This is a genomic window from Saccharopolyspora indica, assembly GCF_027853965.1.
Classification (GTDB): domain Bacteria; phylum Actinomycetota; class Actinomycetes; order Mycobacteriales; family Pseudonocardiaceae; genus Saccharopolyspora; species Saccharopolyspora indica.
The window spans coordinates 115,789-128,685 of record NZ_JAQGLB010000001.1; the positions used below are offsets into that span (position 1 = coordinate 115,789).

The window sequence follows — 12,897 nt, forward strand, 5'->3', positions numbered from 1 at the left end:
TACTCGTACAGGAGAAAGCAGTGGTTGATACCGCAAGCGGTGCGGCGATGTCGTCGGGCGGTTGCGTGCTGGACCTCCAGGAGATCGATCGGAGCCAGCTCGCCGTCGTCGGGGGCAAGGCCGCGCACCTGGGGGAGCTTTCGCGGATCGACGGCATCGACGTGCCGCCCGGTTACTGCGTGACCGCGGACGCCTTCCGGCGGGTCGTGGCCGAAGCGCCGTCGCTCGAAGACGAGCTGGATCAGCTGTCGCACCTGGACCCGGAGGACCGGGGCGCGATCGGTGCGCTCAGCGCGGAGATCCGCGACGCCGTCGCGGCGATCCCCGTTCCCGCGGAACTGGCGGAAGCGCTCACCCGCCCGCTGGCCCGGCTCGGCGAGGACGCCGCCTACGCCGTCCGGTCCAGTGCGACGGCCGAAGACCTGCCGACGGCCTCGTTCGCAGGCCAGCAGGACACCTACCTCAACGTCGTGGGAACCGCGGCGGTCCTGGAGCGCATCAGGGCGTGCTGGGCCTCGCTGTTCACCGACCGGGCCGTGATCTACCGGCTGCGCAACGGTTTCGACCACCGCAAGGTGCAGATGGCCGTGGTCGTGCAGCGGATGGTCGCACCGCAGGTCTCCGGCATCATGTTCACCGCCGACCCGGTTTCGTCGAACCGCAAGATCACCAGCGTGGAGGCCGGTTTCGGGCTCGGCGAGGCGCTGGTGTCCGGTCTGGTGAACCCGGACGTCTTCAAGGTGCGCGACGGCGAGGTCGTCGACAAGACCATCGCCGCCAAGGCGCTGGCCATCCGCGCGGTGCCGGGCGGCGGGACGCGGCAGCAACCGGTCGAACCGGACGAGCAGGAACGGCCGACGCTGACCGACGCGCAGGTGGTCGCGCTCGCGCGGCTGGGCAGGCGGATCGAGGCGCACTTCGGCGCCCCGCAGGACATCGAGTGGTGCTCGGCGGGCGGTGGCTTCCAGATCCTGCAGGCCAGACCGGTCACCACGCTGTTCCCCGTTCCCGAAACCGGGGACGCCGACCGGCACGTCTACGTCTCCGTCGGCCACCAGCAGATGATGACCGACGCGATGAAACAGCTGGGCCTGTCGGTCTGGCAGCTGACCACGCCGCGGCCCATGGCCGAGGCCGGCGGGCGGCTGTTCGTCGACGTCACCGCGAACCTGGCCGCACCGGCCAGCCGCGACGGGCTCTTGGACGCCTTGGGCAAGTCCGACCCGCTGATCAGGGATGCGCTGCAGTCCGTCCTCGACCGCGAGGACTTCGCGCTGCCGCCGGCGGAGGAGAACACCGACGGCCCGCCGGTGTGGGAAACACCGGCGTCGGTGGAGGCCGATCCGGCGATCGTCGAGGAGCTCATCGCGCGCAGCGAGGAATCCCTGGCCGTCCTCGACCGCGACATCCGGGCGAAGTCCGGAGTGGACCTGTTCGACTTCGTCCTGGAGGACCTCCGGGAGCGCAAGCGGCTGTTCGACCCCAAGGGCCTCCAGGTGATCATGACGGCGATGAACGCCTCGTGGTGGCTCAACGAGAAGATGCACGAGTGGCTGGGGGAGGAGAACGCCGCCGACGTGCTCACGCAGTCCGCCCCGGGCAACATCACCTCGGAGATGGGGCTGGCGCTGCTGGACGTCGCGGACGTGATCCGCCGGCACCCGGAGGTGGTGGCCTTCCTGCGCGAGGTCGACGGCGACGACTTCCTCGACGAGCTGCCCGAACTCGCGGGCGGGCGCGAGGCGCAGGAGGCGATCCAGGGCTACCTCGACGAGTACGGCGTGCGCTGCGCCGGGGAGATCGACATCACGCGACCCCGGTGGAGCGAGCGCCCGAGCATCCTGGTGCCCGTGATCCTGGGCCACGTGGAGAACTTCGAGCCCGGGGTCGGCAAGCGGCGCTTCGAGAAGGGCCTGCAGGAGGCGTGGCAGAAGGAGCAGGAGCTGCTGGAGCGCGTGCGGGCCCTGCCGGACGGCGAGCAGAAGGCCGCCGAGACCAAGTCGATGATCGACCGGCTGCGGACCTTCATCGGCTACCGGGAGCACCCCAAGTTCGTCATGATCTGCCGCTACTCCCACTACAAGCGGGCGATGCTGGCGGAGGCCGATCGCCTCGTGGCGGCCGGTGTGCTCCACGACCGCGAGGACATCTTCCACCTCAGGTTCGAGGAGCTCCGCGAGGTCGTGCGCACCGGCGAGGTCGATTACCGGCTCATCCGCGAGCGCGCGGAGGCCTTCGACGGGTACCGGGCGCTCATGCCGCCCCGGGTGCTGACCTCCGACGGCGAGGCCGTCACCGGCTCCTACCGGCGCCGGGACGTGCCCACCGGTGCGCTCGTCGGGCTCCCGGTGTCCACGGGGATCGTGGAGGGGCGCGCCCGCGTCGTCCTGGACATGGCCGAGGCCGATCTCGAATCCGGCGACATCCTGGTCACCACCAGCACCGATCCCAGCTGGTCGCCGGTGTTCGTCACGATCGGCGGCCTGGTGACGGTGGTCGGCGGGCTGATGACCCACGGCGCGGTGGTCGCGCGTGAGTACGGGCTGCCCGCGGTGGTCGGGGTGGAGCACGCCACCCGGCTGATCCGGGACGGGCAGCGCATCCGCGTGAACGGCACCAGCGGGTACGTGGAAGTCCTGTCCGGCTGAATCGCAGCCCGGGACCCGGGGAAGCGGCGACCTCAACGTGCCCAGCCGGGCAGCCACACGTCGCGGTCGCGTCGGGCTTGGTGACCGGCTCGGAGGTGGTCGAGCAGGTCGGCGAGTGCGGGGTGGGCGTTGGTCTCGCGCCAGATCACGAAGAGCGGGTAGGCAGGCGTGGGGCCGACGATCGGGATCCGGCGCAGGTCGTAGCTCTCCGGCCAGAGGAATCTCGTTCCTTCGCCGATGAACGTCGCGAGTCGGTCGGACTCGGCGATCTCGGCGAGCAGCGCTTCGTACCCGAAGCTCGGTCCGACGGCATCGACGGTGAGCCCGAAGGCCTGAGCGAGGTCCTGGTAGAAGCCGATCGGTTCGGCGTCGACCATGCCGGGCATCCAGATCGGGTGTGCGACGAGATCTTCAGGGCTCAGGCGCTCGGCGTTCGCGAGCGGGTGGCGCGGGCCCACCAGGACGTGGATCCCGTCGTCGATCACGCGCTCCGCGCTGAGTCCACCGGGAACCTCCCGGTGGGTGTCCCGCAAGGATCTGAAGGTGGCATCGATGGTTCCGGTGGCGACTTCGGCCAGCGCGGCGTCAGCGGTCGAGTTGACCAGGGTCACGACGTCGAGCTCGATGTCCGGGTGCTGCTGGTGGAAGGCGTGCAGGGCGGTGCCGGGCGCCACTCTGCGGCTGACCACGTCAACGCGCAGCGCTCGACGACCGGGAGTGACCGCGGAGATCGCTCGTTCGGCGACGCGAAGGAGTTCCCGCGCATGCGGCAGGAAGGCCTGCCCGTCGACGGTCAGGGTGACGCCGCGCGGTGTGCGGCTGAACAGCCGGACTCCGAGTTGCCGCTCGAGGGTCGCGATCCGTTTCGAGGCCGCCTGCTGGGTGATGTCGAGCTCGTCAGCGGCTGCCTGGAACTGGCCGTGCTGCGCGATGGAATCGAAAGTGCGTACCGCGACTAGGTCCACGGTCGTGAACCGTAGCTGAACAACTGCTGGTTGTGGCGCGCCGTCGCCACGGTTGTTGGCCCGCAGCGAGCATCGCCGAGAAGCTCGTCGCGGAACAACGCGGGGTTGTTCGCGAAAGAGAGCGGAGTTCAGCGGAAATGGGACAGCGACGCGCCTCCTTGGGGCGTGAGTTCGGGTTTCTGTGGGGCGCCCACGCGGTCAGCTCGCTCGGCACCGGGTTGGCGTTCGGTGCCTTCTCGATCGTCGCGATCACCGTGCTGGAGGCGACCGCGGAGCAGGTGTCGATGCTGGCGGGCGCCGGGTTGGTGGTCGGAGCCGTGCTGGCGGTCCCCCTCGGACCGTGGCTGGAGACGCGCGCGAAACGGCCGGTCATGGTGGCCTTGGGGTTGATCCGGTTCGCGGTCCTGGCGTCGATTCCAGCGGCACACCTGCTCGGGGCGCTGACCTTCGCGCACCTGCTCCTGGTGTCGATCGTCACCGCGGCGGCGAAGATCGCCTTCGGGGCGGCCAGTGGCGCGTACCTGCGGAGCATCGTGCGGCCCGACCAGCTCGTGGCGGCGAACAGCCGCTTCGAATCGGTCACCTGGTCGACCACCGTCGTCGGGCCACCGGCCGGCGGAGTGCTGATCGGGTTGTTCGGGCCCGTCGTCACCGTCGCCGTCGACGCGGTCAGCTACCTCCTCTCGGCGCTCGGCATCGCAGCGATTGCGACGCCCGAGGAATCCGCGACACCCTGCTCGCGGAGTCGTCGATGGACTGACCTGTTCGAAGGCTGGCGGTACATCCTCTCCGTTCCCAGCCTGCGGGCCCTGCTCTTCAACTCGTTGCTCGTCAACGGCCTGATCATGGCCGCCGAACCTCCACTGGCAGCGCTCATGCTCGGTCACCTCGGGTTCTCGGCCTGGGAGTACGGGCTCGCGTTCGCGATCCCGTGTATCGGCGGCTTTCTCGGGGCGCGTTTTGCCCCGGCAGTGGTTGCCCGATTCGGTGAGTGCTGGGCGCTGCGCGTGATGGGGACGCTGCGGGCGTGCTGGCCGCTCGGCCTCGCGTTCGTCCAGCCGGGCTGGATCGGGCTCGCGACCGTCGTCGTCACCGAGACCGGGTTGATCGTCTGTTGCGCGCTGTTCAACCCGGTGCTCGCCGCACACCGGCTCAAGCGCACCGACCCCGCGCTGCAGGCCCGGGTTCTCACCGCCTGGTCGATCAGCAGCGCGATGAGCATCGCCGCCTTCACCTTGCTCTGGGGAGCCGTCGCCCATCTGCTCGGCGCGCGCGGAGCTATCGCACTGGCGGGGATCCTGATGCTCGCCACGCCGCTCCTCCTGACGCGTCGCGTCCTCCGGCTCGACATCCCGGTGGCGGGAGGCACTTCGCGAGAGCCGGTCGGCGCGCGAGCTCCTAGGAGCCCGAATCGACAACGTCGCTGAGGACTGCCGCACACGCGGCATCGCCCGCACTACCTTCTGCGCGTGGGACGGCCGCCGGTTCGGGACCTAGTCGTTCGAGGCCGGTTTCCACTCGTCGACGAGGAGTCCGAACAGGATCTCGTCCATGAACTCGCCCAGCACCCAGGCCGAGGAGCGCGTCACGCCCTCGCGGGTGAAGCCGTTGCGCTCGGCGGCGCGCTGCATCGCGACGTTGTCCGACAACGTCTCGATCTGCAGCCGGTTCAGGCCGCGCTGGGCGAAGCCGTAGTGGCACAGCACCGCGACCACGTCGGTGCCGTAGCCCTTGCCGCGGGCGGTGGGCAGCAGACCCATGCCGATGTGCGCGAAACGGCTGTGGGTGTCGATGCCCCACAGCGTCGCGGTGCCGACCAGCTCCTCGCTGTCCAGGGCCACCACGGAGAAGTGGACCAGGTCCTCCTTCTTGTCGTCCACCACGAACGGCGAGTGCTCGCTCGGGGCCGCGATCGGCCGCCACGGGCCGACCGCGGCCCGCGAGGAGTTGACCACGTCTTCTTGCAGACCGGCGTGCAGGATCGGGATGTCGTCCGCGCGCCGGGCCCTGAGCAGGACCTTGTTTCCCCTGAGCATGCGAGTTTCCTACCCGATCGGAGCAGTCGGTGGCAAACGGTTTGCGTGATCGCCACGGACTGCGACGTCCCAGGCGGGCCGGCCCGCGAGCCGGCCCGCCTGTCCGGTCAGGACCGGGACTTGGGCTGCGCGCGGTGATCGGCGGCGGTGCCGACGTCGGTCAGGTGCGGCCAGCGCGGTTCGTCGCCCTTCGGATCGTCGCCCAGGATCGTCACGCGGCGGCCGATCCGGCGTTCGGTGTAGTCGTTGACCGCGTAGTGCTGGGTGGCCCGGTTGTCCCACAGGGCCACCGCGCCCTGCGTCCAGCGGAAGCGGCAGATGTTCTCCGGCCGCTCCGCCACCGCGAACAGGTGCGCCAGCAGCGCATCGCTCTCCGCCCGGCGCAGCTGCGGGATGTTCATGGTGAACATCCGGTTGACGTACAGCGACCGCCTGCCGGTCACCGGGTGCACCCGCACCACCGGGTGCTCGGCCTCGAACTGGGTGCCGTTGGGGTGCACGAAGGCGTGCACGGCGGTGAGCCCGTCCAGGAGGTCGCGCAGCGGTGCGGAGAGGTTCTCGTAGGCCAGGTGCTGGTTGCTCCACATCGTGTCGCCGCCGCGCGGCGGGCAGTGCACGATCTGCAGGACGGAGGCGATCGGCGGGCTGGCGTTGAAGGTGACGTCGGTGTGCCAGACGTCGGCCTTCGCGCCCTGGTCGGAGTCGAGCACCACGATCTCCTCGTGCCCGTCGAGCTTGGGCAGGAAGGGGTGCACCTCCAGCTCGCCCAGGAAGCGGCCGAACCTCTTGTGCGCCTCGGGGGAGAGCTCACCGGCCTCCGGGAAGAAGAGCACGAGGTTGTCCATGAGCAGGTCGTGCAGCCGCCCGAAGGACTCCTCGGTCAGCTCCTCCAGGTCCAGGCCGCGCACCTCGGCGCCCAGCGCGCCGGAAACCGGGCGGACGTCGAATTCGGTCATTGGGTGGTCACCTCGTTCTTCTTTGACAGCAGGTGTTTTCGGGCAGGATGACGAGTGTTGCCGGGCAGTGCGGTCGGTTTCCGCCGTGGTTGTTGACGCCGTGAGCGGCGGGCAGTAAGGATGAGGAGGACGGAGGCGCTCGGGTGTTCACTTCGAAAGGAACCAGGTGTCCATGGATTCCGCAGGATCTCAGGAGGATTTCGCCGACGCTGGTCGCGAGCTGGCGAAACTCATCGATCTGGCAACGCCTTTCGCCATTCGCGTCGCGGTGACGATGCGGCTGCCGGAACTGGTGTCCGAGGGCAAGGCCGGGCTCGACGAGCTCGCCGCCGCCTCGGGTGCGCACCGGGGATCCCTGGACCGGCTGCTGCGCCACCTCGTCCACATCGGACTGTTCAGCGAACCGGAGCCGGGTGCCTACGGGCTGACGGCGCTGTCCCGCCAGCTGCTGTCCGAGGACGGCGCGTGGATCCGGAACTGGCTCGACCTGGAGGGCCCGGGCACCCGGATGGACCTGGCGTTCAGCGGCATGCTGCACTCCATCCGCACCGGCGGTTCGGCCTACGGCGCGGTGCACGGCACCCCGTTCTGGGACGACTACCAGCGCAACGACGACCTGCGGCGCTTCTTCGGCGACGTCATGACCGCCCACGCCTGGCAGACCGGGCCGGTGCTGGCCGCGGAGTTCGACTGGTCGCAGGTGCGGACGGTCATCGACGTCGGCGGCGGGCAGGGCGCGCTGCTGGCCGAGATCGTCCGGGCGAACCCGCACCTCGACGGCGAGGTGCTGGACCTGCCCGCGGTCGAGCCCGAGGCCGACCAGGCCCTGCGCGAGGCGGGCGTGGCGGAGCGGATCTCGTTCGTGCCCGGCAGCTTCTTCGACCCGCTGCCGCCGGGCCGCGACGTCTACGTGGTCTCCCGCGTGCTCACCGACTGGAGCGACGAGGACGCGGTGCGGATCCTGCGGCGCTGCGCCGAAGCCGCCGGGGAGGACAGCCGGGTGCTCATCGTGGAGGTCCTCGCCGGTGACTCCCACGCCAAGTACAACACCTCCTTCGACCTGCAGTCCCTGGTCCTGCTGGGCGGCCAGGAGCGCAGCGTCGCGGACTTCGAGGCGCTGGTGGACAAGGCCGGGCTGAACCTGACCGGGTCCCGCAGCTGGCCGGGCGGTCTCGTGGTCGTGGAGTCCAGGCCGCGGAAGTGACCCCGGCACGGCGTCGGCCCTCATGCCCACCTGGGCCGGCGCCGTGCGCGGGGATCCGGTAGCAACCCGAGCTGGCAGAGCCGGTCGAACGGCGTGAGCGGGTGCAGGCCGAGCCCGGCCAGGTTGTGCATCACGGTGAAGCTGAGCCGCTGGTTGGCCCCGGTGTTGCGCAACGCGCGCCTGCCGAGGGTGCGGCCCACCCAGGACAGGTCGGTCAGCATGCGCGCGGCGTTGTGGCTGATCTTGCCGATCTGGATCAGCTCGGGCATCCGCCGCTGCTGGTACTCGCGCAACGCGGTGTCCACATCGGACGCATCCAGGCAGCGTCCGGCGAGGCAGCCGCGCAGGGCGTCGGCGTCGTAGATGGCGCTGTTCATGCCCTGGGCCGCCATCGGGTGCACGGAGTGCGCCGCCTCGCCGATCAGCGCCATGCCGGGGGCGAACAGGCCGTCGGCGACGAACCGGCCGACCGGCAGCAGCTGCCGCCCGGCCAGGCTGCTCCGCAGCTGCTCCTCGAACGCCGCCAGCTCGGGCAGCTCCGCGATCAGCGCACCGGCCCAGCGCTGCAACCCGTCGTGATCCATCCCGCGCAGCTCGTCCGGTTCCGCCTGGACGTAGAGCCGGACCCGGTCGCCGGGCAGCGGATAGCGCATCCGCAGCCCGCGGTCGGTGACGTAGGCGGCCACCGCCGCCTCCGCGCCGGGCACGTCGGGGACGTCCAGGGCGACCAACCGGTGCGGGTAGTCCTTCCGGTTCGCCCCGATACCGGCCGCCTTCCGGAGCTTCGAGGAGACGCCGTCGGCGGCGATCACCAGCGGGGCGCGGAGTTCCCGGTCGGAACCGGCCTCCCGCACGGCCAGCCCGGTGATGCGCCCGGATTCGTCGCGGAGCGCTTCGCGGACGCTCACTCCCCGGCGCAGCGTGACGTTCTCCGGCAGGCCGTCGACGAGCGCACCCAGGATCGACTCGTGATCGGCGGAGAGCAGCCAGTTGGTCTCATCCGGCAACTGCGCGTAGTCCAGCGACATCCGGCCCCCACCGCCGCCCTCACCGGCGATGAGCGCGGAGAGCCGCACCGCGCCCTGCCGCTCCAGGAGCTTGGTGACGCCCCACTCGTCGAGGATCTTCAACGCCCCGGGCTGCAACACCTCGCCCTTCGGCACCCGGGGCACCTTGGGCTGCTTCTCGGCGATCAGGACCCGCAGCCCCAGCGAACCCAGCGCGTGCGCGGCCGCCAGACCGCCCACACCCGCACCGCAGACCACGACATCGGCGTCGTCCCGGGTGATCTCTTCGGGAACAGGGGCGCTCACGTCGGCTGGACCTCCATGTCATCGGTGGCGATCTCGTGCCGCGACCGCATCACGGCCTGAGTCCACAGGCTGAAGACGAGCACCAGCGCGAGCAGCGGCACGACCGCGGCGGCGGGCGCGGTGCGGGCCAGGACGGCGCTGGCGAGGACGAGTCGTTCGGCGACCAGGAATTCGTGCGCCCGCAACGCGCGGGCCTGCCCGAGAGTCGGGGCCAGCAGCGGCAGCGGCAGGACCGCGACCAGCCCGACGCAGGCCGCCGCACCCAGCAGAACCGGGAAGCCGGGCCGGTGCGGCAGCAGAAGACCGATCGCGGCGATGAGGATCGCTGCGACGTAGAGGACCACCGCCAACCAGGCCGCGAAGCGGACTCCGCTGCGCACGGGCACCGACCGGTAGCCCGCGGCCCGGTCGCCGTCCACGTCGCGCAGCGTGCCCACGAGGTTCGACGCCGCGTCGTGCAGCAGGAACACCGCGGAGAACGCGACCGCGGGCCAGCCGGGCAGCGGTGCCGCGACCATCGCGCCGATCAGGAAGCCCAGCGCGGTGATCAGGCCGCGCACCAGGTTCCCGGAGAAACCGCGCGCCTTGCAGTACCTGCTGTAGGCCACGATGCCGGCCAGCGCCAGCACGACCAGCACCAGCGTCCGCCAGTTCACCCACGCCAGCAGCGCCGCCGCCGCGACCGCGAGCCCGATGCCGCAGGCGAGCGCGGTCTTCGGAGCCAGCCTCCCGGACGGGATCGGGCGCTGCGGCTTGGCGATCCGGTCCAGCTCGCGGTCGAAGTAGTCACCGAGGTAGTGCCCGGCCAGCCAGCCGAGCGCGACTCCGCACCCGGCGACGACGAACGCGGCGAACCCGGCCGCACCACCGGCACCGGCGCCCGCGACGCCCACCAGCACCGGGTAGCACAGCGTGTACGGCCGCCAGGTCTGCACGTGCGCCCACAGGATCCGGCGCGCTGCCGCCCATCGGTCGCGCATGGCTACCGGTTCCGGTCGATGGCCAGCTCGGCGATGGCCAGCATCAGCTCGACCGCGGCCGTTCCCGGCAGGTCCGCGATGCTCTCGCGGGCCTGGGCGATCTCGTCGGCGGCGAGCTTGCGGCTGAGCTCCAGCGCTCCGGTGCTGGTCAGCAGCTCCCGCATGAGCCGGTGCGCGTCCGCCGCTGGCATCCGGCCCGACAGCGCCTCGGCGAACCGGGCGCGGTCGGCGTCCCCGGCGGCCTGGTGGCCGACGAGCACCGGGAACGTCGGGCGCAGGTTGGCCACGTCGCTGGTGCTGGGTTTGCCGGTCGTGGGGGAGTCCGCCAGGTACGGCAGCAGGTCGTCGTAGATCTGGAAGCCCAGGCCCAGGTGCTCGGCGTAGCGCGTGGTGGCCTCGACGTCCTCGGCGGCGGCACCACCGAGGACCGCCCCGGCCCGGCAGGCGCCCCGGAACAGCGCGCCGGTCTTGAGCGCGACCATCTCCCGGTAGTCCTCGACCGGGCAGTTCAGCTCGCCGACCAGCCCGGCCTCCTGCACCTGCCCCCGGCAGACGTCGGCTCCCGCGGCGGCCAGCACCCGGGCCGCTTCGAGCACGTCGGCGGGCGGCACCGCCGTGCACTCCAGCAGTGCGCTGACCATGTTCAGGATCAGGAAGTCACCGGTGACCAGCGCATCGGGCATGCCGAAGTGGGCGTGCACGGTGGGCCGGCCCCGGCGCAGCTCGTCGTCGTCGATGATGTCGTCGTGCACCAGCGTCGCCACGTGCAGGTACTCCACGGCCAGGGCGGCGGGGATCAGCCGGGTGCTGTCACCGCCGGTGGCCTCGGCCGAGGCGAGCAGCAGCATCGGCCGCAGCATCTTGCCGGGCGCCAGCAGCGCGTGGCCCGCCATCCGCTCGGTCCGCTCGGCGGCCGCCGACCACCTCTTGCGCATCTCGCGGTTGAGCAGGTCGGTGAGCTCGGCGGAGTTGAACTCGGCTGGTGCGGCGCGGGTTTCGGCGTTGGTCATGTCAGACCCGCTCGCCGTTCAGGAAGCGCCGGGTCAGGTCGAGCAGCGCTTCGTTGGCCTCCGGCGTGCCGACCGTGACCCGGACCCCGGCGCCGCTGGCGAGCGTTCGCACCTCGACGCCACCGGCCGCGCAGAAGCGCACGAACGCGTCGTTGTCGGCACCGAGCGGCAGCCAGTGGAAGTTGCCGTGGCTGCGGGGGACCGCGAGGCCGAGAGCGCGCAGCTGCTCGCCGACCCGGTCGCGTTCGGCGGCGACTTCCGCGCACTGCTTGCGCATGACCTCCTCGGCCCGCAGCGCGGCGAGCGCGGCGTCCTGCGCCACCGTGCTGACCCGGAAGAAGTACGAGCCGGGCCGGAGAGCGGTGACCACCTCAACGCTCGCGACGAGGTAGCCGACCCGGAGCCCGAGCAGCCCGTGGGACTTGGAGAAGGTGCGCACCACGCACACGCGCGGGTCCTCGGCGGCGAGCCGGAGGCCGTCGGCGGTCTCGGCGCGGTCGGCGAAGTCCACGTACGCCTCGTCGATCAGCACCAGCACGTGCTCGGGCAGGCGGTCCAGCAACGCCCGCAGCTCGGCGTCGCCGAACACGGTGCCGGTCGGGTTGTTCGGGTTGCACAGCAGCACGACCTTGGTCCGCTCGGTGACGGCGCCGGCCATCGCCGCGAGGTCGTGGGCGTCCTCGCGCAGCGGCACCGGCACCGCCTCGGCGCCCGCCGAGCTCACCATCAGCGGATACATCTCGAACGACGGCCACGCGTGCACGACCTCGCCACCGGCCGCCAGCGCGTTGAGGAACTGCTGCAGGAGCGCTCCCGAGCCGGGGCCGACGAACACCCGCGCGGCGTCGACGCCGTGGTGCCCGGCGATGGCCTGCGTCAGCCCGCTGGACATCGCGTCGAGCGTCAGGTTGACCCGGTCGGCACCGTCCACAATGGCCTCGTGGACTCCGGGCAGCGGGGCCGCGAAGTTCTCGTTCAGGGACAACTGGTGCCGGACGGTAGTCACAGGATCTCCGTTCATGACGTGCGCGTGCTGGTGTTGCGCGGGGAGAAGCCGATCCGGGCCGGGCACGGGGGAGGAGCGCCGGGTTCGCCGGGGAGGTGGCTCAGCGGTTCCCGGCCGGAACTCGCTGGGCAGGGCCGCGGCGCGCGCCGTTGCGCGGACCCGGGCCCGGTGGGAGTGCGTCGGTGGTGGGGAACCCGTGGCTTGCGATCTCCAAGTTCACTCCTCCCGCCCGGGTTGGTCCCGGTGTCGGAAAGCTCCTCCCGCCGGTGCGCTCCTGCTCTTCTGAGCGGTTGTCCGAACGGGTGGCGACGCGCTGCTTTGCGGGGCGGGCCAGGCGGATTCGTCTTCTCGTCGAGGACTTGTGATAGCGATCTTGATTACACCGGTCAGGTGGCGGCGTGTCAACGAGTCCGCCCGGGGGAAGGCCGTCGCGAACGCCGGAGCTGCCCGAAGGGGCCGAAAGTCCATCAACTTGACGACGTCTCTGGCCTGCGACGATGCGGTCGCGAGTCGCGGTCGGTCGATGATTCCGGAATCCGTTCTGGGCTGCGAGGTTCACCGCCTCGGCGCTCATTTGAGCACGTCGAGGGAGAAGGCTCGCGCTGCGCTCCCGGCGCTGGGAAAACGTGCGCGATACACGTCGGACTCGTGCGCGGCAGTGAATTGGCGAGTTCTCGACATGCCCGAAAATGCCTTGCTGGTAAGCGAATACCGGATTCCGGGCGCACCAGCGCCGATGCCGCACATCCCGGACGTCTCGGATCCGGGACCTGGCCGAG

The 12,897-nt window shown here is 71.0% G+C and carries 10 protein-coding genes; 3 read left to right on the forward strand and 7 right to left on the reverse strand.

What is annotated here, in order from left to right:
* The first annotated feature begins 20 nt into the window (after positions 1-20).
* Positions 21-2,648 (forward strand): rifamycin-inactivating phosphotransferase, encoded by a 2,628-nt coding sequence (gene rph / locus OU416_RS00540; RefSeq protein WP_270924761.1) that lies wholly within the window; start codon positions 21-23, stop codon positions 2,646-2,648.
* Positions 2,649-2,680: 32 nt separating this feature from the next.
* On the opposite strand, the gene OU416_RS00545 is transcribed toward rph, so the two are convergent.
* The gene (locus OU416_RS00545) at positions 2,681-3,613 is read right to left on the reverse strand and encodes a LysR family transcriptional regulator (protein ID WP_270924762.1); all 933 of its coding nucleotides are present in this window, start codon (positions 3,611-3,613) and stop codon (positions 2,681-2,683) included.
* A gap of 137 nt (positions 3,614-3,750) precedes the next feature.
* Between OU416_RS00545 and OU416_RS00550 the strand changes: the two genes are divergently transcribed.
* Positions 3,751-5,040, forward strand: coding sequence for an MFS transporter (locus OU416_RS00550; RefSeq protein ID WP_270924763.1), 1,290 nt, complete (start codon positions 3,751-3,753; stop codon positions 5,038-5,040).
* Between the two features lie 66 nt (positions 5,041-5,106).
* Here the strand turns inward: OU416_RS00550 and OU416_RS00555 are convergent, their stop codons facing one another.
* A complete protein-coding gene (locus tag OU416_RS00555) occupies positions 5,107-5,649 on the reverse strand; it encodes a GNAT family N-acetyltransferase (protein ID WP_270924764.1) in 543 nt (180 codons plus the stop codon).
* A gap of 107 nt (positions 5,650-5,756) precedes the next feature.
* Positions 5,757-6,605 carry a TauD/TfdA dioxygenase family protein gene (locus tag OU416_RS00560; protein ID WP_270924765.1) on the reverse strand — a complete coding sequence of 283 codons (849 nt, stop codon included), beginning with the start codon at positions 6,603-6,605 and terminating at the stop codon, positions 5,757-5,759.
* 172 nt (positions 6,606-6,777) lie between these two features.
* Here OU416_RS00560 and OU416_RS00565 point away from each other — a divergent pair, with 172 nt between their 5' ends.
* A complete protein-coding gene (locus OU416_RS00565) occupies positions 6,778-7,809 on the forward strand; it encodes a methyltransferase (protein ID WP_270924766.1) in 1,032 nt (343 codons plus the stop codon).
* Between the two features lie 20 nt (positions 7,810-7,829).
* Here the strand turns inward: OU416_RS00565 and OU416_RS00570 are convergent, their stop codons facing one another.
* Genes OU416_RS00570 through OU416_RS00585 form a run of 4 tightly spaced genes read right to left on the reverse strand, consistent with a single transcriptional unit; the run spans position 7,830 to position 12,118 of the window.
* Positions 7,830-9,122, reverse strand: a complete 1,293-nt coding sequence (locus OU416_RS00570; protein WP_270924767.1) for an FAD-dependent oxidoreductase — start codon at positions 9,120-9,122, stop codon at positions 7,830-7,832.
* Positions 9,119-10,102 carry a UbiA family prenyltransferase gene (locus OU416_RS00575; protein WP_270924768.1) on the reverse strand — a complete coding sequence of 328 codons (984 nt, stop codon included), beginning with the start codon at positions 10,100-10,102 and terminating at the stop codon, positions 9,119-9,121. The genes OU416_RS00570 and OU416_RS00575 overlap by 4 nt, the downstream gene beginning before the upstream one ends.
* 2 nt (positions 10,103-10,104) lie before the next feature.
* Entirely contained in the window at positions 10,105-11,112 is a 1,008-nt protein-coding gene (locus OU416_RS00580) for a polyprenyl synthetase family protein (protein ID WP_270924769.1), read from the reverse strand.
* Between the two features lies 1 nt (position 11,113).
* The gene (locus tag OU416_RS00585) at positions 11,114-12,118 is read right to left on the reverse strand and encodes an aminotransferase class I/II-fold pyridoxal phosphate-dependent enzyme (RefSeq protein ID WP_270924770.1); all 1,005 of its coding nucleotides are present in this window, start codon (positions 12,116-12,118) and stop codon (positions 11,114-11,116) included.
* Positions 12,119-12,897 lie beyond the last annotated feature (779 nt).